This window comes from Lactobacillus huangpiensis, from assembly GCF_019972815.1.
GTDB lineage: Bacteria > Bacillota > Bacilli > Lactobacillales > Lactobacillaceae > Lactobacillus > Lactobacillus huangpiensis.
This window is the reverse complement of record NZ_BPPA01000005.1, coordinates 110,397-131,528: the sequence shown is the minus strand read 5'-3', so window position 1 is coordinate 131,528 and position 21,132 is coordinate 110,397. Positions and strand designations below refer to the sequence as shown.

19 protein-coding genes are annotated in these 21,132 nt (G+C 36.9%); 16 read left to right on the top strand and 3 right to left on the bottom strand.

Annotated elements, in window-relative coordinates; all coding sequences use genetic code 11:
* Positions 1–46 precede the first annotated feature (46 nt).
* The 9 genes from LDM90_RS05045 to LDM90_RS05005 all read left to right on the top strand — a co-directional run bounded on the left by LDM90_RS05045 (position 47) and on the right by LDM90_RS05005 (position 7,568).
* Positions 47–1,132, top strand: coding sequence for a D-alanine--D-alanine ligase family protein (locus LDM90_RS05045; RefSeq protein WP_198213559.1), 1,086 nt, complete (start codon positions 47–49; stop codon positions 1,130–1,132).
* Positions 1,133–1,158: 26 nt separating this feature from the next.
* A complete protein-coding gene (locus tag LDM90_RS05040) occupies positions 1,159–1,938 on the top strand; it encodes a MerR family transcriptional regulator (protein ID WP_223896730.1) in 780 nt (259 codons plus the stop codon).
* A 133-nt stretch (positions 1,939–2,071) separates the two neighbouring features.
* Complete coding sequence (locus LDM90_RS05035; protein ID WP_198213563.1) at positions 2,072–3,187, top strand: YibE/F family protein; 1,116 nt, start codon at positions 2,072–2,074, stop codon at positions 3,185–3,187.
* Positions 3,184–3,954, top strand: coding sequence for a YibE/F family protein (locus tag LDM90_RS05030; RefSeq protein WP_198213565.1), 771 nt, complete (start codon positions 3,184–3,186; stop codon positions 3,952–3,954). Before LDM90_RS05035 ends, LDM90_RS05030 begins: the two co-directional genes overlap by 4 nt.
* The gene (locus tag LDM90_RS05025) at positions 3,941–4,759 is read left to right on the top strand and encodes an alpha/beta hydrolase (protein WP_198213567.1); all 819 of its coding nucleotides are present in this window, start codon (positions 3,941–3,943) and stop codon (positions 4,757–4,759) included. Before LDM90_RS05030 ends, LDM90_RS05025 begins: the two co-directional genes overlap by 14 nt.
* A gap of 191 nt (positions 4,760–4,950) precedes the next feature.
* Complete coding sequence (locus LDM90_RS05020) at positions 4,951–5,199, top strand: hypothetical protein (RefSeq protein ID WP_052726843.1); 249 nt, start codon at positions 4,951–4,953, stop codon at positions 5,197–5,199.
* 181 nt (positions 5,200–5,380) lie between these two features.
* Positions 5,381–5,911 (top strand): hypothetical protein, encoded by a 531-nt coding sequence (locus LDM90_RS05015; RefSeq protein WP_198213569.1) that lies wholly within the window; start codon positions 5,381–5,383, stop codon positions 5,909–5,911.
* A gap of 43 nt (positions 5,912–5,954) precedes the next feature.
* Positions 5,955–6,542: a TetR-like C-terminal domain-containing protein gene (locus tag LDM90_RS05010; RefSeq protein ID WP_198213570.1), complete on the top strand. Its 588-nt coding sequence runs from the start codon at positions 5,955–5,957 to the stop codon at positions 6,540–6,542.
* A gap of 141 nt (positions 6,543–6,683) precedes the next feature.
* Positions 6,684–7,568, top strand: coding sequence for an SDR family NAD(P)-dependent oxidoreductase (locus tag LDM90_RS05005; protein WP_223896729.1), 885 nt, complete (start codon positions 6,684–6,686; stop codon positions 7,566–7,568).
* A 98-nt stretch (positions 7,569–7,666) separates the two neighbouring features.
* Here LDM90_RS05005 and LDM90_RS05000 read toward each other — a convergent pair whose 3' ends face one another.
* On the bottom strand, positions 7,667–8,032 hold the full coding sequence (locus LDM90_RS05000; RefSeq protein WP_034980791.1) for an aggregation-promoting factor C-terminal-like domain-containing protein: 366 nt from the start codon (positions 8,030–8,032) through the stop codon (positions 7,667–7,669).
* Positions 8,033–8,259: 227 nt separating this feature from the next.
* Here LDM90_RS05000 and LDM90_RS04995 point away from each other — a divergent pair, with 227 nt between their 5' ends.
* On the top strand, positions 8,260–10,791 hold the full coding sequence (locus tag LDM90_RS04995) for a M1 family metallopeptidase (RefSeq protein WP_223896728.1): 2,532 nt from the start codon (positions 8,260–8,262) through the stop codon (positions 10,789–10,791).
* Positions 10,792–10,930: 139 nt separating this feature from the next.
* Here LDM90_RS04995 and LDM90_RS04990 read toward each other — a convergent pair whose 3' ends face one another.
* Positions 10,931–12,142, bottom strand: coding sequence for a L,D-transpeptidase family protein (locus LDM90_RS04990; protein ID WP_223896727.1), 1,212 nt, complete (start codon positions 12,140–12,142; stop codon positions 10,931–10,933).
* A 112-nt stretch (positions 12,143–12,254) separates the two neighbouring features.
* Between LDM90_RS04990 and LDM90_RS04985 the strand changes: the two genes are divergently transcribed.
* From LDM90_RS04985 to LDM90_RS04965, 5 genes are all read left to right on the top strand, one after another.
* On the top strand, positions 12,255–13,064 hold the full coding sequence (locus LDM90_RS04985) for a DUF4931 domain-containing protein (protein ID WP_223896726.1): 810 nt from the start codon (positions 12,255–12,257) through the stop codon (positions 13,062–13,064).
* A 107-nt stretch (positions 13,065–13,171) separates the two neighbouring features.
* Positions 13,172–13,786, top strand: coding sequence for an ECF transporter S component (locus LDM90_RS04980; RefSeq protein WP_223896725.1), 615 nt, complete (start codon positions 13,172–13,174; stop codon positions 13,784–13,786).
* Between the two features lie 180 nt (positions 13,787–13,966).
* The gene (locus LDM90_RS04975) at positions 13,967–14,716 is read left to right on the top strand and encodes an ABC transporter ATP-binding protein (protein WP_046331498.1); all 750 of its coding nucleotides are present in this window, start codon (positions 13,967–13,969) and stop codon (positions 14,714–14,716) included.
* An 11-nt stretch (positions 14,717–14,727) separates the two neighbouring features.
* Positions 14,728–16,533, top strand: coding sequence for an ABC transporter permease (locus LDM90_RS04970; RefSeq protein WP_223896724.1), 1,806 nt, complete (start codon positions 14,728–14,730; stop codon positions 16,531–16,533).
* Between the two features lie 51 nt (positions 16,534–16,584).
* Positions 16,585–18,399 (top strand): FtsX-like permease family protein, encoded by a 1,815-nt coding sequence (locus LDM90_RS04965; protein ID WP_223896723.1) that lies wholly within the window; start codon positions 16,585–16,587, stop codon positions 18,397–18,399.
* Positions 18,400–18,719: 320 nt separating this feature from the next.
* On the opposite strand, the gene LDM90_RS04960 is transcribed toward LDM90_RS04965, so the two are convergent.
* A complete protein-coding gene (locus tag LDM90_RS04960) occupies positions 18,720–19,970 on the bottom strand; it encodes an MFS transporter (RefSeq protein ID WP_223896722.1) in 1,251 nt (416 codons plus the stop codon).
* A 105-nt stretch (positions 19,971–20,075) separates the two neighbouring features.
* On the opposite strand from LDM90_RS04960, the gene LDM90_RS04955 reads away from it, so the two are divergent.
* Entirely contained in the window at positions 20,076–20,924 is an 849-nt protein-coding gene (locus LDM90_RS04955) for a helix-turn-helix domain-containing protein (protein ID WP_223895757.1), read from the top strand.
* The last annotated feature ends 208 nt before the right edge of the window (positions 20,925–21,132 follow it).

Here is a 21,132-nt window from a genome sequence, read left to right as displayed (position 1 = left end):
TGCCGTATAATTAAAAGTTAGAAACAATGATTAAGAGGTAAAAATAATGACTAAGAAAACACAAGTTGGTTTAATTTTTGGCGGTAATTCATCTGAATACGAAGTCTCAATTATGTCTGGCCACAACATTTATAAAGCGATCGATCAAAATAAATTTGATGTCCACCCAATTTGGATTACCAATGATGGCTATTTAGCCAGTGAAGAAGACTCTTTTAAAGTCTTAAAGGATCCAAAATATACTATTGAGAATCCGCATGAAGTAGCCAACATTTCAAATTTAATTCAACTAAAGAATTTACCGGAAATTGATGTTTTCTTCCCGATTGTACATGGCAATTTAGGTGAAGACGGTTGTTTGCAAGGACTGTTCAGAATCTTAAACAAGCCTTTTGTTGGTGACGATGTCCTGGCTTCTGCCGTGACCATGGATAAGGAATTTACCAAAATTTTAGCACAGCGAGTTGGTGTTCCTGTAGCTGACTGGATCGCAATTAAGCGTTTTGAATATGAAGATGCTAATAATGTTAAACGTGATTATGACAAAGTGAGTGCAAAACTAGGCGGTGATCTTTTTGTTAAGCCGTCAAATCAAGGTTCTTCAGTTGGAGTTTATCATGTTACCAATAAAAAAGAATTTGATGAAGCTCTGGCTGATGCTTTTAGATACGATGATAAGGTCTTAATTGAAGAAACCATTCACGGTACAGAAGTTGAAACTGCTGTTTTAGGCAATGACAAGCCGATTGTTTCCGGCGTAGGACAAATTATTAATGCGGCAGGTACTTTTTACAGTTATGAAAATAAATATGATGATGATTCAACTACTACTTTGCAAATTCCTGCCAAATTACCTCAAGAAATTGTAGATAAGGTTAGAGCGAACGCCTTAAAAGTTTATCAAGTCACAGAATGCAGTGGCTTAGCCCGTGTAGATTCTACTTTGCGTGAAAGTGATCATAAGGTAATCTTAACGGAAGTTAATGCCTTGCCCGGGTTTACCAATATTAGTATGTATCCTAAACTTTTTGAAGAAGCAGGAATTTCTTATTCGGAATTAATTACCCGTTTGATGGTCAAAGCGCAGGAGCGTTTTGACCATAAGAAAAACTTGTTACACAAAATTGGTTAATTTAATTGTGCTGGGGAGTATATCTGATGAGCGAAGATAAGCATAATTTTGAAGAATTAACCGCGCCTTCCGCGACGGCTAAGAAATTGCACATTAGTGTTGCAACTTTACGTAAATATTCTTTGATTGTAGAAAAAGTTACTGGTAAACCGGATTACTACGCACGGACTAAGCAAAATGCGCGCTTATACAGTAAGCAGGATGTGCAGGATCTCGAAGATTTTCACCAATTAGCCCAGGATAATGGCTTAACTTTGCAAGAAGCCGCACAGCAGGTTTTTGCTGTTACTGACAAAAAAGACAAGCCTCAGCATATGGATAATGGCAAAAAGCAGGAGGTAATGTCTACTTCCCAGATGGTGAAATTACTGAATGCTTTGCAACAAACTATTGGTCAGCAAAATATAGCGCTGAGCAACTTGCAAACGCAATTGAACCATATTGAAAAGCAGAATAAAGAGCTGCTCAAAAAGCAAAAGCAATTACAGCAGCCTGCAGCTAAAAAAGCTAGTACTGAAGAAGATTTCAGCGTGTTACCGGATATTTCAGGAATTGTTACCGATAACGGTGATGACATAACTGATGTGCAGGAAATGCCAGAAACGAAGCCTCTAACAGCGGCCGAAAAACGGGCTCAGGTGGCCGAGGATGAAGGAAAATCAAGTGAGCAGATGCATGAAGAAATTTTAGCCAAAGCTAAGGAAAATGCTGAAAAAAGTGCAAATGCCAATGCCCACCGCACGTTAGCAGATATGCAGATCGAACCGGAAAAAACTCACTGGTGGCAACGGTTTTTGGACATGTAGGCACATAAAAAACGACTTTTGGTTAAAAGTCGTTTTTATAATATTTAAATTTTACAAATTTAGCTTAAAATTAATGTCTGATAACTGTTTTTAAGTTACAGTAGGTAAGTATAAATCGATTGGAATGATTTGATTGAAAAAAATTAAAAAACGCTACTTATTTGCGGTATTAATAGCAGTTGTGGGGTTGATTTTAACTACCTGCACCTATTTTGCAACAGATATTTATTCTAAAAATGATGTAGCTGTGGTCACGGACAGTAAAATCAAGGATACTTTGGAAGAAAAAAGTACAGATGTTTACGGCAACAAGGATGAAACCAGAAAACAAGTTCTTCATTTAAAAGTTTTGTCTGGTAAATTCAAGGGTCAAACCTACGAAACCACTAACATGTATTATCCATCACAGTTAGTCACACAAAAGTTTCGTGCAGGTCAGCGCCTGTTTGTCAGTGTCAAACACGGTGAACCGGTTATTCAGGATCCTAAACGAGACTGGGTTTTGGTTTTGGCAATGACAGTAATGTCCACGCTGATGGTGGCAGTCTCAGGTAAAAAGTCGTTTAGTTTAATTGCATCGATGATACTCAGCTGGGTAATTTTTTACCTTGTGATTATGCTGGATATTAAGCTAAATGGCTCCTATATCGTTTTATTATTTGGCTTAGCCGATATTGTTTTTTCATTTTTTAGTTTATTAGTTGTCCAAGGCTTTAACCGCAAGATGCTGGCAACGTGGTTGGCGACAATTCTAGGCACTTTTGTTTCTTTTGCATTATGCTACTTAATTATGCGTTTGACAGGAGAATCGGAAATTAAATATGAAACAGGAGATTATGCGACTCAGGATCCTCGTGGCATCTTTTTGGCACAAACATTACTGGGTATTTTAGGAGCCGTGATGGACGAAGCCACCGATATTATTTCCAGTCTTTATGAATTGATCCAGACTAAGGTCGATTTAACTGCCAAGCAGTTAATTCAAAGCGGACGCACAATGGGACAAGAAATAATGGGACCACTGATTAACGTTTTGGTATTAATCTTTATGTCAGAAGAATTGCCAATGACGATTATCTATTTGCGGGATAACAACAGCTTGCGTTCCACTTTTGGCTTCACCCTTTCCCTGGGAGTCACACAAAGTATCATTTCCGCAATTGGGATAGTTTTGACGGTGGTCTTTGCCACGGGTTGCAGCCTGCTGTTTTTAGAAGAGAAAAAGCGGAAAGCGGGGATTAGAAAATGAGTACCTTAACTGCCTTACTAATTGTGCTCGCAATCTTGATGACTGTTGTTGGCGGTGAAACAGGGATTCGCAGTTTCTTTAGTGTTTTAATCAATACTTTCTTATTAATTTTAGTTGCTATTCTGATTTCCTGGGGGATTAATATTCCACTTCTGATTTTAATTTTTGTCCCGTTAAAACTGGTAACCATTATTTTCTTAGGAACGCATGATTATCAAGTTGCTAAAAACTCTTTTTATTCTTCACTGATTGTGTGCCTGGCAACTAGTGTAATAATTATGGGTTTTGAATGGTTGGCACAAGCTGCTGGTCTTGGACCTGAAGCAGGTGAAATTTTGGTAGGATTGTCCCAGATGCCGGGGTTAAGCTATCCTTTAATTGCAGTTGCGGTAGCTATCTTTTCAACGCTGGGTGCTGTAGCCGAATCCGCTGTTGCTATGAGTTCAGGACTTTTAGAAATTAAAAAGCATAATCCAGATATATCATATGAGGATCTCAAAGCAAGTGGTGCTAAAATCGGCAACGATGTTCTGGGGACAGCTATGAATACTATTTTATTTGGGATGTTCGGCAGCTTTCTTTCGTTATTCTTATGGTATATTCGTTTGAATTATACGTTAGGTGAGGTATTAAACGAAAAAATGTTTGTCAATGAGGCTTTGATTATAATGTACTCTCTAATTGGTGTATTATTAACAGTACCATTAGCAACAACATTTTTAGCAAAAAATATGGTAAAAGTGGGGGAAGAAAATGAAAGTAAATGATTTAACGTTAACTAATTTTAACCAGCGCAAGTTCAATCTGCACACATACACCTTGGGTTCAATTGGTGAATTGGTAACTCCAAAACACCCTTTGGCTGTAGTAGTTCCAGGTGGCAGTTTTGACCATTTGTCTAAAAGAGAGGGAGAGCCGGTTGCCTTGGCTTTCAATAATTGCGGCTTTAACAGCGTGGTCATGGAATACAACCTTGTGCAAGACGAAGGTGACATTTATCCAGATGCCGGGCTTGATGTCTTAAGCACTGTTAAATACTTTCGTGAGCATGCGCAAGACTATCAGATTGATCCAGATAAAATAGTCACAATCGGCTTTTCTGCTGGTGGTCACGTTGCCAGTTTTGCCAACAGTATGGCTAACTCTGCAAAATATCAAAAAGAGTTTGGTTTTAAGAGTGCGGAAGTTCTGCCTAATAAGACTATTTTGGGTTATCCCTTAATTAATCTGCCTAAAATTGGCTTTGATATTCCAGAAGATGAACAAGATAAAGTACCCCAAGATGAATTTATTAAGGATAGTTCATTAGGTGTAACTGCAAATACTCCGGCAACTTTTATCTTCCATGCCTGGGATGATCCAGTTGTACTTGTAACTAATACGTTTGAATACGTGGAAGCCTTGCATAACAAGAAGGTTCCCTGTGAAGCCCATATATTCAATCGTGGTGGTCACGGTTTTTCTTTAGCTCGCAAGGACATGGTGGTTAAGGGTAGAGAATGGCAGGAGAATCCACACGCTGCCCACTGGTTCGAACTGGCACAGGAATGGCTGGCAAGTGAATGGCAATAAAAGGAGTACAGATGCTGTACTCCTTTTTGTTCGGGTTTTAGAAGATTTGATTATAAAATTATAATAATATTCATATTATAAACAAAAAATTTAAATTATTTTAAGCAAAGGCCTTGCATTTATTTTTAAAGGGTATATAATGCTGGTATTTAAATCGAAAGAAAGGACATGATTTTTTGAAGTTAACGAAAATGAAAATTTTAACGGCAGTTAATGGCTTACTAACTCTAAGCAGTCTAATCATGTTATTCTTTGGATTATGCAATCAAGTTAATGAGTCAAAGAATCTGCTAGAAGAGGAACAGACAATTTCGCTGAACGATAATAATATGATTATTTTGGCAGCTGTGGTTGCTTTGATGGTCTTCGGCTATGCATTCTTTGCTACTTGGTTAAAAGGTGAACCCGCAAAGGCTCATTTATTAAGACACAGAGCGTAAGATGATTAGAAAAGCTGGGCTGTACTTCAATGGTTGAAGTGCAGCTCAGTTTTTTTGTGTCTATAATAATTCAGTTTTGCTAATCTGATATTTTAAATATTCAGTTGCTTGTTTAACCGAAGATATTTATGATAAACATAAGTATTTGCACAATTAAGAACAAAGAAAAGGAAAATAATTAATGTGTCAGATAGAAGATGAAGTTTACGATCCGTTTTTACCTACTTTACTAATTTCTCTGCATGAGGAGTATGTCAAAGAAATTTTAACGGGTCAAAAAATAATTGAATATCGCAAGAGATTTTTTAAAGATAGTTTTCAAGCCTTTGTTTATACAACAGGCAATAATGGCGGAATTCAGTTATTTATCAAATGCGCACCTTTGATTCGCAACAATGCGGCAACATTAGCTCAGATAGGCCGAGAAATTCAAAATGATGATTATGACGAAATTTATGACTATTTTATGCCTAAAGATGATGGTTGTATTATTCCAATTTTAAAATCTTGTGCTGTTAAAAAGATTTCACTTAACCAGTTGCGCACTGTTTTGCCCCAGATTGTTATTCCGCAAAGCTACCTGTTTTTAGACCGGCCTGATAAAAAAGTCTTGCTCGACTTTTTATTAAAGCAGGAATATGATGATTTAATTGTTAACGAGTGGGATGAGCGCTTTGCAAAAATTAAGAAAATAGTGGCAAGTAACAAATAATTGCTGGAAATTTTTCTTATTGGGTTACAGTGTGGCAAATAAAATGAAAAATAAAGAGATTTCACTAAATACAAAAAGAGAATTTGCGCGGGCACTAAAGAAGTTGCTCAAAAAAGAGCCTTTAAATAAAATTACTGTTTGTGAATTACTTACTTTAACTAATAAAAGTAGACCTACTTTTTATTATCACTTTAGGGATGTACCTGATTTAATCAAGTGGACTGTCCAGGATGAGATAATTAATTTATTAGAGCAGTCAAAAGGTTATGAAAAATGGTATGATGATTTATATCAAATTTTTCAATATTTTGCTGTTAATCCAACCTTGGGACGAGCCATTTATGAAAATTTAGATATTAAACAATTTAATGCAATTTTTAGGGAACCACAAAATCGTATACTTCTTGGCTATATTGATGAAGTAATAAGCAAAGAAAAATTACATGTAAGTCAGAAAGACCGTGACTTTATAGCCCATTTCTTTACTGGTGGATTTACAGAAATAATTATTGACTGGCTTAATAATGGACAAAAAGAGACTCCAGAGGAAATGAGAGATATGTTTCGCAGAACGCAAAAAGATGTAATAGTTCATTGTTTAAAGATGGCTGATCAAAGTCATAAAAGCTAATTTGCCTAATAGATATGCGAAATTGTTAAATATCTAACAAACTGTGAATATTATATATTTTTATTTATACAGTAAGCGCTTAATATTGATGATGTAAGTAAGTTAGTTCAGTATTGAACAATTAAATAGAAAGGCTTGCACATGAAAGAATTTAAAGATAAAGTTGCACTAATTACTGGTGCAGCGCACGGATTTGGACGAGCATTGTCATTAGAAGCAGCAAAAAGAGGGATGAAACTTGCTATTGCTGATATAGATGATAAAGCGTTGAGCAAGGCAGAAACTGATATTAAAGATTTAGGCGCGGAAGTTATTAGCATTACTACTGATGTAACCGATGAAGATGAAGTTGATGCCATGGTCAAAAAGACAGTAGCTGAATATCATGAAATTGATTTATTGATTAACTCAGCTGGGATTGCGGTACCTGGTGGTATTTGTGAACTTCCTACTCGTGATTGGGAATGGATTTTGCATGCTGACTTAATGAGTCAGGTTTGGGCATTAAAACGCGTAATACCAGTTATGCGTAAACAAAAAGATCATTGTGACATTATTAATGTGGCTTCAATTGCTGGGCTAGTTGCCAGTCCTTCAATGCCATCATACTTTGCTTCTAAGTTTGCGTCTGTGGGACTGACTGAGGCAGTAGAATATGATATGCAGGTGGCAAAAGCTAACATTAGCATGCACGTCTTTTGTCCTGCCTTTGTCCAGACAGACTTATATCATACTGAAAATCACAGACCAGCTAAATACACTGATAAGAATGATCCTTACTATTCAAGTGAAGCATTTAAGGAAGGTCAAGAACGTGCTAAGCAAGATATTGTGACGGGCATGCCAATAGATAAAATACCTGGAATTGTGTTCAAGGCATTAGAAGAAAATAAATTCTATATTTTGACTCACACAGGACTTAATCCAATTATTGTCTCTCGTGCAGAAAATATTCCAAGCGGTAAGGGACCAGATTTGAAGACCTTGGCACCGTTCTTGTCAAAGACTCATAATGAAGAAAATTAAATTTCTTTTGTTTTAACATCTAAATTCATATAAAAAATAGCCTAACAATTAGTTAGGCTATTTTTTATAATGGGATATTTGTATTAAAGAGATATTTATTAATACCAGTGGTGGGCTAACCAAAAGTTCTTGGCGTTAACCCATGAACCATAACGACCGTAAACGTATGTGTCAGCCGTTCTTTCTTGGTTCTTTTTAGAGTAATTACCGTTTAGGTAAGCAATATTTAGTTGGTATTTACCATAACAAACACCGTTGCGCGCGTAATAATTACCACCTGATTCACGCATGGCAATCCATCTTTTAGCTGCGCGTTCAGCTTTTGACTTTTTACGAGCAGCTTGTACTGTTTGTGTACACGAGTTATTATTGTTTGTTTCTATATTTATAGCAGTGACAAAACTAAATGAAAGCGCCAGTGCTGTAATTAACTTAAGTATTAAACTTTTACTGTTCTTCAATATATTTCAATCCCCACAATTAACTATATTAATTCTATGGATAATCATACACAGTCAATATGTCATTGTTGTTACAGAAAGAACACGCAACTCTTACAATATTTTTTAGAAATTTAATAATTCTGCCACTATTGAAAAAAGTAGAGCAAATATCTACTGCTATGAAAAATCATGTTATTTCCATATATGTCTGTTAAAATTGATAGTAACTATTATTTTAGGAGGTAAATATGGCTGCTAAACATTTTTATGAAACTTTTCACCCTGAACACTATGACTTGTTCATAGACATTAATCGGGCACAGAAAACTATTAACGGTACTTCAACAATTACAGGTAAGGCACTCGAAAATACTATTTTAATTAATCAGAAGTATATGAAAATTGCTTCTGTTACCAGTGCAGGCAAGGATGTGCCGTTCACTGTCAATGAGGACAAAGAAGCTATTGCTATTGAACTGGGTCAAACCGGTAAAGTCACAGTTGAGATTAAGTATTCGGCACCGCTGACTGATTCTATGATGGGAATTTATCCGTCATACTATCAAGTTGATGGTGTTCAAAAACAGATTATCGGTACTCAATTTGAAACAACAGCTGCGCGTCAGGCTTTCCCATGTGTTGATGAGCCAGAAGCCAAAGCTACTTTTTCTTTAGCACTTAAGTATGATGAGCATGAAGGTGAAACTACGATTGCCAACATGCCGGAAGTTAAAGTTAAAGATGGCGTGCACTACTTCGAGCAAACCGTTAGAATGTCCAGCTACTTGATTGCCTTTGCTTTTGGTGAATTACAATCAAAGATCACCGAAACCAAAGACGGCGTTAAAGTAGGAGTTTTTGCGACTAAAGCACATCAAGCAAAGGAACTAGACTTTGCTTTGGATATCGCAAAACGGGCAATTGAATTTTACGAAGAATTTTATCAAACCAAGTATCCGCTGCCACATTCTTGGCAATTAGCGCTGCCTGACTTTTCTGCCGGAGCAATGGAAAACTGGGGCTTAGTCACATACCGTGAAGTCGCAATTTTGCTTGATCCTGATAATGCTACTCCTTATCAGAAAGCGTATGTGGCAACAGTTATCGCTCACGAATTGGCGCACCAATGGTTTGGCGATCTAGTTACCATGAAGTGGTGGGATGACTTATGGCTCAATGAAAGTTTCGCCAACATGATGGAATATGTTTCAGTTGATGCTTTGGAGCCGAGTTGGCATGTTTGGGATAATCTTTATCAAATTTCTGAAGTGCCAGCAGCTTTAAAACGTGATGCCACTGATGGTGTCCAATCTGTTCACGTTAATGTGGAGCATCCAGCTGATATTGATTCGATTTTTGATAGTGCGATTGTTTACGCTAAAGGTTCAAGAATGCTGGTTATGGTACGGGCACTCTTAGGAGACGATGCTTTGCGTAAGGGACTTAAGTATTACTTTGAGCAGCACCAATATGGCAACGCTACGGGTGATGACTTGTGGAATGCTCTTTCGACAGCCACTGATTTAGATATTGGTAAGATCATGCATACTTGGCTTGACCAACCCGGTTACCCTGTTGTTTCCGCTAAAGTAAACACAGCTGGTCACTTAATTTTGAGCCAAAAGCAGTTCTTCGTTGGTGAAGGCAAAGAAGTTGGGCGCAAGTGGGCTATTCCTTTGAACGCAAACTTTGAGGCACCGCAGATTATGTCTGAACGTGAACTGGATTTGGGAGATTACAAAGAATTACGCAGTGCAGCTGGTCACGCTTTGCGTGTAAACGTAGGCAATAGTTCACATTTCATTGTCAATTATGATGAAACCTTGATGAACGATATTATGGCTGAATTTGATCAGCTTAAACCGGTAGATCAATTACAATTATTGCAAGATTTAGGACTTTTAGCAGAAGGCAAGCAAATCTCATACGCTGAAATTGTACCGTTGCTGCCGAAATTTGCGAATTCTAAATCATACATTGTCATTAGTGCCTTGTTATCTAGTATCCGTTCATTATTTAAATTTGTTACACCTGATTCAGCTCAAGAAAAAGATTTGAAGGCGTTTGTTAATAAATTAACCCAAGAGCAAGTTAAACGTTTAGGTTGGCAAGCAAAAGATTCTGATACAGATGATGATAAGAGAATTCGACCACTAGAAATAGCCTTAGCTTTGTATGCCGATAATTCTGCTGTGATAAAAGATGGTCACCAAATTTTTGTTGAGCACGATCAAAACTTAAACGAAATTGATGCTTCAGTTCGGCCGTATGTTTTAATGAATGAAGTTGGGAATTATAATGAACCAGGATTAGTTGATCGTTTGCTGAAAGAATATCAAGCTGCCATCGATCCTAACTATAAGGACGATCTTACTGATGGTATTACCAACACCAAGAATCCATCTGAAATCAAGAAACTTATTGAGAATTTTGAGAATGCTGCAGTTGTTAAGCCTCAAGATTTGCGCTCTTGGTTTGCGAATGTCTTAGCTAATCCAAAAGGCGAACAATTTGCTTGGGACTGGTTACGGGACCAATGGTCATGGCTGGAAAAAACAGTCGGTGGTGATATGGAATTTACCACTTATATTACTGTGGCTTCAAACATTTTCCATACTGAAAAGAGACTGGAAGAATTCAAAGAATTCTTTGAGCCAAAGGTTGATCAGCCGGGGCTTGGTCGTGAGATCAGAATGGATACCAAGAATATCGAGTCCAAGGTTGACGTGATTAATGCTGAAAAGGATGCCGTCAATCAGGCTGTTAAGGAAGCTTTATAAGTAAAAATTATTTAATATTTAAAATTGCAAAACCTGTTAACTAAAGCGAGTGTGAACTTGATATTAAGTTAACAGGTTTTTGCATAACAAAAAAGACAAGTTTTTTAAATTCTTGTCCTTTAATTTCTTATTAAATTACTTAATCATATACAATTACCGGTTCATGCTTGCTTACATTATGCCAAACTTGTTTTATTTCTCTAGGCTTAATATTAACGCAGCCGTGAGAACCCCCACGTAAATATGCTTTTTTACTCCAATCACCGCGCCAGCTCGCATCATGGAAGCCGCAACCACTTAAAGTAAACGGCATCCAGTATCTGACTGGTGAAGCATATTTAGAGCCGTCGTTATTGCGTCCGCGCAATACAGCATGACCTTGCTTATAGTGAATGTACCAAACGCCTTGCGGAGTCCGGTTACCCTTAACGCCATCTCTCGTACCAGTGACAATGTCATTCAAATGTACGACTAATTTGCCATTTTTTACAATCCACATTTCCTGCTTTTTAAGTGAAACAACAATATAGTTATTTCCTATGCCATGATTGTTTTTATCATAGCCTAAGCCATAAGTACTATAACCCAGGCCATAGATGTAATCTTTACCATCAAGATTTTTAGTCCCGTTTAAAAATGCTTGTTCGACAGCGGCTTGAGCTCTTTTGACATGAACACCCCAGCCATAGCTTTGGTTTTTGACGGTAATTTTGCTTCCTGCAACTTTGTTGCCCTTTGGCACAGTGAACTTGTAGCTTTGGTGAATAGTTGAAACTTCCTGATCAATTTTATTGAGTTTTGCTGTTAAATTTTCTGAATTAAGAAACGAATATTTGCCTTTTTTGTAAATTACCTGATTAATCAGACTTTGAGCTTTAAGCTGATAGTCTTTGCCGGCTACATGGTAACTGACCACAGCGTGACTCACAGCCTGCAGTTTTTTATTGGCAGCATCTAAATCAGTATTGCGGTATTCATAATTTTGCTTATCTGGCATCGTTGTATGCTGCTTATTAAAGTAATTCGCAACTTCCTTTTTCTTAATCGTATCAATGTTAGGATCGCGTTCAATTGCAACTTTACCATTTTCTAGGGAAACAATATTGTTGGCTTTCCGATTAATCTTGGCTGTTGCTTTATTAATTGTTAAGTTTCCAACTTCGACTCCATAAATATTAACATTAGGGTTAAAATGATTAATAGCGAATGCTTTAGCCTGCTTTTGCGATTCAACGTGATTATTATATAGAACCACGCCAAATATAACTGCTAAAATCAGAACTATTCCGATAATAATCAGAAACATATTATTGCGGTTATTGTATTTTTTTAAATTTCTTTTTGATTGCATAGTTCTACCACCGTTGGAATTTTTTAAAAAATAATTGCGGTTACAGTTTACCATCTATTGCGGCTCTAGTAAAATGCAAGATTTAAGAAAATTTTTTAGGAGGGATTGCCCAATGGAAAATGATCCATTAGTGTTTGATGTTAACATAGCTAAAGAAAAGCCTAATTCTTACCGTAAAGTGAAAAACAATTCTGGTTGTCCCTTTTGTAATGTGGCGGAACTGACTAATATTATAAAAAGGCAGGGAGGGATGATTTGGCTTGATAATAAGTATCCCACATTGCTGGATACTGTTCAGACAGTTTTGATTGAATCCAATAAACATGCGGGAGATATCACTACCTATTCACCTGAATATAATCGGGCTTTGATGCGCTTTTCACTGTCATGTTTTAAGCAAATGAATGATTCACCTGAGTTCAGATCAGTATTGTGGTACAAGAATTTTGGCAAAAATTCTGGAGGTTCACTTGAACACCCACACATGCAAATTGTTGGCTTGAAAAAGATGAACGGCTATAAGTATCTGCAGCCCAATAATTTTGAAGGCATTAGTATTTTTAACAACAACGGGCTGGAGGTTAACGTTGGCACCCATCCGATTCAAGGCTATATCGAATTAGATTTTAATCTGCTTGACGAAAAAAGTATTGATGACTGGTCTGACTGGATTCAAAGTGGTGCTAAATACATGCTGGAAGTTTTGTCCAATGGTCGCTGTGACTCCTACAATTTGTTCTTTTATCCGCGTTTTGATCAGGGGATTTGTGCGAAATTGATTTTGCGCTACACAGCTTCGCCATATTTTGTCGGCTATAAGCTTTCACAGGTAGATAATCGGGAAAAATTACTTACGGAAGCTGAAAAATTCAAGCGCTTTTTTGAGTCTGGATCAGTTTTAGAGAAAGGATTTAAAATATAGCTTTTATTGAAGTAATTATTGCTAAAACTAATACTTAGCAGAGATAATATTTGCGACAAATAATTCTAAGCAATATAATAGCAAGGTGTTTTTTAAGGAGGACGCAAATGCGCAGAAAAGAAACTAAGAACCTGGCTATTACTGCCATATTTGTCGCAATCTTTTTATTGCAAACTTTCATTCCTAATATCGGTTATATTCGCATATTGCCAACTTTGCCGGCTATAACTACTATTCCTTTGACTGTTTCCATTTATTCTTTGCTTATGGGACCAATTGCCGGCACATTTTTCGGTATTTTCTGGGGTATTGCCCGTATGGTGCAGGCATATACGCAACCTGGGGATATTGTCAGCTTAATGCTCTTTCAAAACTTTGCGATTGCCGTAATTCCTAGTGTTTTGGCGGGGCTTTTTCCAGGACTGATTGGAAAATTAACTGCTAAAAAGAAAAATAGCATTAAAGAAGTAAGCTACACGGTTGCGGGAGCAGTGACTTCTTTAACTAACACTGTTTTTGTAATTCTATTAACCAGTCTGGTTTTCATGGGCAACTCTGCCAAACTGCTAGGCCATTTGGGCAGCTTCGCTCAGGGGACGCCTTTAATTAAAGCGTTAATAATTGCCCTGGGTCTGAATGGTCTGGTTGAGGCAGTATTCACTGCAATTGTGACGCCAATTATTATGACGCCGCTTAACAAGGTATTACGCAGAGTAGGCTAAGAAAAAAGAAGTGTTTTTAAGAAAAACTTAATATTCTTAAATGACCGCTAAAAACAAGGAAAAAGTATTCAGATAAGTCTTTCAAAGTCGGAGAGACTTATTTTTTTATTGACAAAAGTTAATAATAGAATTAGTGTATTAGATAAATAGTACAGAAGTATTGCGAAGAGGATCTTACAAATGACTGAAATTTTAAGAGTAGACCAAGTTACTAAGACATACGGCAAGCGTGGCGAAAAGCAGTATCAGGCTCTCAAAGGCATTAATTTCGCGGTTAATTCAGGTGAATTTGTAGCCATTATGGGTGCCTCTGGTTCCGGTAAAACAACTTTGCTTAACATTTTGTCAACTTTGGACAAACCGACAACAGGCAATGTTTTTATTAACCATGAGGATAACAGCACTTTAAATGCCAATCAATTAGCTGACTTTAGAAGTAAGCAAATCGGCTTTATTTTTCAAGACTTTAATTTGCTGGAAAATTTAACTAATCGTGAAAATATTGCCTTGCCTTTAAGTTTAAGGGGTATTTCTCCCAGAAAAATTGATCCGCTGGTTGACAAAATTGCAACTAGACTAGGCATCAAAGAAATCTTGCCCAAGTATCCCGCTGAAGTATCAGGTGGGCAAAAACAGAGAGTGGCAGCTGCCAGGGCGTTAGTACATGAACCTGCAATTTTGCTTGCCGATGAGCCGACGGGTGCCTTAGATTCAAAGAGCGCCCGCGAATTGCTCTATACTATGGCTGATTTGAATCAAAACGATGGTATTACCACTCTGATGGTTACGCACGATCCGTTTGCTGCCAGCTTTGCCAGTCGTATTTTATTTATTAAAGACGGCAAGATTGGTGAGCAAATGTTGAAAAACGGTCAGTCCAGACAAGAATTTTACCATCTATTAATCGACCACTTAGATACTGACGAATAAGGAGAACTAAAATGGTTTGGAAGTTGTCCTTAACGGGAATCAAAAGTCGTTTTAAAGATTATGCGGTTTTATTTTCCGGCTTGGTTGTTGCCAGCATGATCTTTTACATGTTCCTTACAATCACAATTAACCCCACTTTTATCAAAAACGATATTTCAGCACCAAGTAACTATGTTCGGTTCACTTTTGCCTTTGGTATTATCTTGCTGATAATCATTACCATGGTTTACCTTGTTTATGCCAATTCTTTTTTGTTGAGCATGCGCAAACACGATTACGGCATGTACATGATGCTGGGAGCTAAGAGTACCAAAATTGGGTTATTAATTTTTTTGGAAACTCTAATAACTGGCATTTTAGCTACACTAGTGGGTATTGTGCTCGGGTTTGGTCTGACTGCAATAGTGTCACAGCTGTTGATATCTCGCTTAGGGTTGACGGTGAAACATTTTGCTGTTGTTTTACCAAACGCTATCATTTGGACAGTTATCTTCTTCATTATCATGTTCTTATTCGGAGCTTTGAAAAACGTCCGTAAATTAACCAAGACGCCAGTAATTGAACTGTTACGCGATGACCAAAAGCCAGTTGCTTACAAACACCGGCCGGTCTTGCACTGGATTCAAGGAATACTGGGTCTGTTACTTTTAGCTGCAGGCTACTTTATTTTGGGTCTTCCAGGCGGTGCTATTTTATTTATTATTCCAGCAGCGCTGGTGACAATAGTCGCTGGTTCCTATTTCACATTTAACGCTTTTTTCAGTGCCTTAATCGGATTTTTGCTTAACCGCAGAAGCTTTTCCTATCATGGCATTCGGGTATTTACTTTAGGTCAGTTGAAATTTCGATTGCATGATTATACGCGAATTTTGACAGTTGTTTCACTGCTTTTTGCCTTGGCACTTGGAGCTATTACTGTAGGGCTTAACTTCAGCACGCTCAGTGAGCAGCTTGAAGACAATTTTTATTATGACACTACTATTATCAGTGACTCTCCCAAAGTTGAGCAGGCTAAAAATAAACTGACGATTACTCGTGAGCAAACCTATCATTATAAAGAACAGGGTAAATATTTGTATTTTAACCGCAGTGAATTTAACAATAACCCGGTCAAAAACGTCAAGTTTTACATGAAAAATGGCAAACCGGCATACAAGAAGGTCAATTTGCCTACTGAAAAATTGGACGTCCCAGCAACATACGCTAATAATGCCTTTGGAGCTATGGTTCCTGATGGTATTGCTAAAATCATTCGCCTGGTTTCACCAAAAAAATGGACCGAAAAAAAAGGACAAGACAAGTTTGTCAGCTTTGTAAAAGTGAAAAACTTTGATCAGGATTTCCCCACTATCTTAAAATTGCAGAAACAACAACTGAAGGAAAATCCTGCTTATTCTTATATTTATACTTCCAGCAAGGCGGGCAGTTTCCAGTTAATCAAGAATTTCAGCAGCGGTTTTGAATTTATGGGCTTCTTTTTAGGCTTCGCTTTCCTGACCATGCTGGCTTCAACCTTAATGTTCAAGGTCTTAAGTGGCGCAGCTAGTGACAAGGTGCGTTACCAAATGTTATTTGAAATTGGCACAAGGGTAAAAGTTTTGCGTCAATCTATTAAAAATGAGATTGGAGTGCTGTTTCTTCTGCCCGGCGTATTAGGCGTAATCGATGTGCTCTTTGGGTTGAGGCTGTTTAAATTGCTCTTGCCACACCCATACCAGAACTTATGGATTCCTTTTACAATTTTTATCGTGCTATACCTGATTTATTACTTATTAACCGTAAAACTATATGAAAAAATCGTCCTGGAACGTGAGTAAAATTGGGAGCAGTAAATAGATTCTTGTTTTTAATTAAAGAAAGGAGCAGTAATGATTTGGAAACTGTCTGTGACGGGGATTAAGAATAGGCTAAAAGATTATCTGGTATTATTTTCTGGTTTAATTGTTGCCAGCATGATTTTCTACATGTTCTTGTCAATTGCTACTAACCCTGTATTTATTAGTAAAGATGTCTACGGTAGAACAGCATACCTGACTTATATTTTTACCTTTGGCATTATTTTGTTAGTAATCATTACATCAGTTTATCTTGTTTATGCCAATTCGTTTTTGTTAAGCATGCGTAAGCATGACTATGGCATGTATATGATGCTCGGTGCCAAAAGCACGCGTATTGGCTTACTAATTTTTTCTGAAACTCTGCTAACTGGATTTTTAGCAGTTCTGCTGGGAATAATACTGGGGCTTGGGTTGACCACAATAGTTACCAAGGTGCTGGTAGGTAAGTTAGGGCTAGAAATTACTCACTTTAAGGCAATATTACCCAGCGCAATAATAGGGACACTGCTTTTCTTTGTTATTATTTTTCTCTTAGGTGCACTGAGCAATGTGCACAAACTTACACATACTCCGGTAATTGATCTTTTACACGAAGATCAAACTCCCATTAATCTTAATCATCATCCAGTTATGCGGGGAATTGAAGCAATTTGCGGTGTGCTTTTGCTGGCTGTCGGTTACTATGTGATGACTCTGTCCACCAGATATATTTACTTTCTTATTCCCACCGCCTTAGTAACAATTATTGCTGGCTCTTTCTTCGTCTTTAATGGTGTCTTTACGGCTATTATTAATTATTTACTTAATAAAAAATCTTTTTCGTATCGTGGTATTAATGAATTTACTCTTGGTCAGTTGAAATTTCGTTTGCAAAGCTACACCAAGATATTAACTATGATTTCAATTCTGTTTGCCTTGGCTCTAGGTGCAATTACCGTGGGACTTAATTTTGGTTCCATGAAGGATGAGACGCAAAAAAGCTTTTATTATGATGCTACAATTGTTAGTCAGACGCCAGCAGTTAAAAAAGCAGAAGCAAAATTAACCATTACTAATAAGCAGACTTATCACTACAAAGAAAAGGGGATGCACCTCTACTTTAACCGCGTGGAATTTGAAAAACAGCCGCTGAAAGAAATAGAAATCTATTTTCATAACAATCAAGACAATTTACCTACATATAAAGTGAAAACACTGGTTACTGCCGAACTGGATAAACCAGAAACAGCTGCCAATAGCATTTTTAGCCAAATGGTGCCTAACGGCATTCCTAAGAAAATTAAGCTAGTTTCACAACAAAGGTGGAATACACTTGGTGGTCAGAAAAAATTCGTCAGTTATATTAATGTCAAAGACTTTGCCCATGATTTTCCAGTGATTAAACAAATTCAAAAAGAGCAACTAAGGGAAAATCGCAATTACAAAGATATTTACCTTTCTTCAAAATCATATAACTATAGCAATATGATTGGTTTTACCAGTGCGTTTGAATTTATGGGCTTTTTCTTAGGAATAGCATTTCTGACTATGCTCGCTTCGACGTTAATGTTTAAAGTTTTAAGTGGTGCAGCTAGCGACAAGGTGCGCTACCAGATGCTACATGAAATTGGAGCCAGGCCACAATTATTACGCAGTTCGATCAGAAAAGAAATTGGTACTTTGTTCACCATGCCTGCTATTTTAGGCATAGTAGATGTCCTTTGTGGCTTACAACTGTTTAAAACATTGCTGATATCTCCATACCATAATATCTGGATTCCATTTACAATTTTTATTGTGCTTTATCTGGGTTATTACTTGTTAACAGTTACATTATATGAAAAAATTGTGCTGACAAATAAATAATTATAAAAAGACCGGATTTTGAAATAAATTTTCAAAATCAAAATAGTAACTCTTTAATTGGTGGGAATTCACGCAACATCTCATGAAAAAATAAGCAGAAGTCGCTTAGACTAATGCTTATTTTTTTCGTCTAGTCGTGTCCTTTTGGATACGATTTTTTAATTGTTCAAATTGTGCAAAATTACCCGGTAAAAAGACTTTAATTTCACAAAATCTTAATTGGAGAATGCTTTTATCCCTAATATGCGAAAAATTGGTATAGCGTTCATTATTTTATGTTGGATTGATCTGAATTTTTAGGCAAAAACATTAGTAAATTTTTATGCAATTTCAGCTTGTTTTGTTTTGTTGACTTTTATCATTACAGTTAAAGTAACAGTGAAGACGATTGCACTAAATCCCAAGACACCGTACAGGGCATAATTAACATTGATTGTACCAGCTATGGTGGTAAATAATGTCGTCATTAATGGACCAGCGATTGCCAAGATAGTGTTTAAAAGCCCTGCTGAAGAAGATAATATTTTGCGATCTACGGAGACAACTAACCATTGCATTAGCTTAGGGCTGCTCGTACCAGCTAAGAAACCAAGAGTGGTCATTAGAATAAGGCAGAACACTATATTCTTATTTAGGATGACAGTAGCCATAATGGCACTACTAATAGTAGATAATAAAGATAGCTGGAAAAGCGACGTGTTTTTAAGGAGTTTGGTGCCGACTGCACTGCCAAGAGCTAAACCAATTGCGGCAGCGGCTCCTAGAAGTGCGATGGTGAAACTATAACTGCCAATAAGCATGCTTTTGTTACCAGCAATAACGATAGAAATTAATGGCTGGACAGAACTGAGCAAGCCATTAAGCATAGCTACAACTAAAACAATCGTTAAAAGTCCGTGGGCTTGCCTTACTTGCCTCAATGATGAACCAATTGTGGCAAAGAAGTTTTGGTCATTTACCTCTTCCGTCTGTTCAGGCTGTTGCTTATGAATATTCGTCCCAATGTTGGCATAAAGTAAGCCTGCTGCTAAGAAGGTTAGTGCGTTGACAATAGCCAGTTCTGAGTATGACATGAAGAGCAGGAGCCCGGAGCCAACAAATTGTGCAACTAGCGTAATTAGTTGTGATACGCCGCTTGTAAAACCCTGAGCTTCGGCCATTTCGTTTTCACCGACGAGGCCAACGATTAGCGGCGTTTGTAAACCGCCAGAGTACATGCCGGAAAGATCAGATACAAAGTTGAGTCCGATAACCATTAAGACCAGGTTCCAGCCGGCAATATTGGTGGCAAAGAGCAGACCCACCAGCATGTATAACGCAAAGCGAATAACTGCCAGCCAGACAATTACGCGATACTTATTGTGTGTCCGGTCAGCCAGGTAGCCGCTAAAGCTTTGAATTAAATCAGGCAGAGACTCAGTAATTGCAATTAAAGATAATGCCAGGGAATAATTTTTTAACTTGCTGGCATAAGTCATGAGGGCCAGGTAGAACAGGGTGTTGCCTGCGCCGGATAACCAGCTGGCAAGGGTGAATTTTCTGTAGTTTTTATTCTTTAAAAAGATGTTCATGTTTTTACCTCTTTTCTTAACCTAACTGTATATTTAGTATATTTTGGTTATAATGAAAAAGAGAGGAATGTCATATTTGACAGTTTAAAGTTAGAAGGAATAAAAATGACAATTGGGGAGTTGCTAAAAGATTACCGGATAAGTCAAAAAAAGACGCAGAAACAATGGGCAAAAGATGTGATAAGCCCTTCATTCTATGCGAAAGTAGAGAAAAATTTAAGTCGAATTTCTGCCGAAGATTTAATTGAATTACTACATTCTAATCAAATTCCAGTGATTGATTTTTTCAGTAAATTAAATCAAAAAGATAAGTCGATTAATCAACAAGAATTAGAAATAAATCGACTTATTAATGAAGCATATTACCAAAATTCAAAAAAAGAGTTGCAACAAATACGAGATGTAGTTGCTGAAGGTGAATTGCCTAATAAAAATGATGAATTACTTCTTATTGATGCCTATATTGCGGTAATTAGTAAAGACCTTACAATGCTAGATAAAGAAGTTATAGACAGAATGAAAGAAAAAGTTTTTAATATTTCTAATTTTGATGAAGATGGATTAATTATGTACTGTAATTTCATGAGCTTTTATGATTTGAATAGCAACTTATTGCTATCTAAAAGGATAATAAAACAGCTTGTTGGATCAAGCAGTGTCAGAATACAAGACAAAATTTTGGCTATCATTATCAATATGCTGATTTTTTGCATTAGAAATAAGCGATTTGAAGAAACTGAGGTATTTGTTAATTATGCGGATCAAATAAAAACAAAACCGGAGGTTTTCTTTTATAAGCTGCTGATACCGGCATTTTATAATATAATTAAATATCAAGATAATCATGATAAAAAATATCTGGATGAAACAGAAATAATAATTAAAAGTATCAAATTAGCTGGAATGCCAGATTATGGTAAGGAGTTAGAAGAGCTTTTAGTTGCAAATAAATAAACTTAAAATTGTCATATTTGATTTTGAAGTGACCTCAAAATTTAGGACAAATTTGGGGGTATTTTTATGTCTAAATTATCTAAACAAGATAAAATTGAGATCTGTCATCTTTGGCACAGCTAATTAGTTTGCTTTTGCTGATTTTTTGGCATTTCTAAAGAATATTATCCACTCATAAATACATGCAATAACTGCTATTAGAATCTAA

Bases quoted from the DNA above. Each gene is read 5' to 3' on its own strand.
- LDM90_RS05030 (WP_198213565.1), top strand. From the start codon at position 3,184: ATGAGTACCTTAACTGCCTTACTAATTGTGCTCGCAATCTTGATGACT.
- LDM90_RS04985 (WP_223896726.1), top strand. From the start codon at position 12,255: ATGGAAAATGATCCATTAGTGTTTGATGTTAACATAGCTAAAGAAAAG.
- LDM90_RS04960 (WP_223896722.1), bottom strand. From the start codon at position 19,970: ATGAACATCTTTTTAAAGAATAAAAACTACAGAAAATTCACCCTTGCC.
- LDM90_RS05025 (WP_198213567.1), top strand. From the start codon at position 3,941: ATGAAAGTAAATGATTTAACGTTAACTAATTTTAACCAGCGCAAGTTC.
- LDM90_RS05015 (WP_198213569.1), top strand. From the start codon at position 5,381: ATGTGTCAGATAGAAGATGAAGTTTACGATCCGTTTTTACCTACTTTA.
- LDM90_RS04955 (WP_223895757.1), top strand. From the start codon at position 20,076: ATGACAATTGGGGAGTTGCTAAAAGATTACCGGATAAGTCAAAAAAAG.
- LDM90_RS04965 (WP_223896723.1), top strand. From the start codon at position 16,585: ATGATTTGGAAACTGTCTGTGACGGGGATTAAGAATAGGCTAAAAGAT.
- LDM90_RS04995 (WP_223896728.1), top strand. From the start codon at position 8,260: ATGGCTGCTAAACATTTTTATGAAACTTTTCACCCTGAACACTATGAC.
- LDM90_RS05045 (WP_198213559.1), top strand. From the start codon at position 47: ATGACTAAGAAAACACAAGTTGGTTTAATTTTTGGCGGTAATTCATCT.
- LDM90_RS04990 (WP_223896727.1), bottom strand. From the start codon at position 12,142: ATGCAATCAAAAAGAAATTTAAAAAAATACAATAACCGCAATAATATG.
- LDM90_RS04970 (WP_223896724.1), top strand. From the start codon at position 14,728: ATGGTTTGGAAGTTGTCCTTAACGGGAATCAAAAGTCGTTTTAAAGAT.
- LDM90_RS05020 (WP_052726843.1), top strand. From the start codon at position 4,951: ATGAAAATTTTAACGGCAGTTAATGGCTTACTAACTCTAAGCAGTCTA.
- LDM90_RS05005 (WP_223896729.1), top strand. From the start codon at position 6,684: ATGAAAGAATTTAAAGATAAAGTTGCACTAATTACTGGTGCAGCGCAC.
- LDM90_RS04975 (WP_046331498.1), top strand. From the start codon at position 13,967: ATGACTGAAATTTTAAGAGTAGACCAAGTTACTAAGACATACGGCAAG.
- LDM90_RS05040 (WP_223896730.1), top strand. From the start codon at position 1,159: ATGAGCGAAGATAAGCATAATTTTGAAGAATTAACCGCGCCTTCCGCG.
- LDM90_RS05010 (WP_198213570.1), top strand. From the start codon at position 5,955: ATGAAAAATAAAGAGATTTCACTAAATACAAAAAGAGAATTTGCGCGG.
- LDM90_RS04980 (WP_223896725.1), top strand. From the start codon at position 13,172: ATGCGCAGAAAAGAAACTAAGAACCTGGCTATTACTGCCATATTTGTC.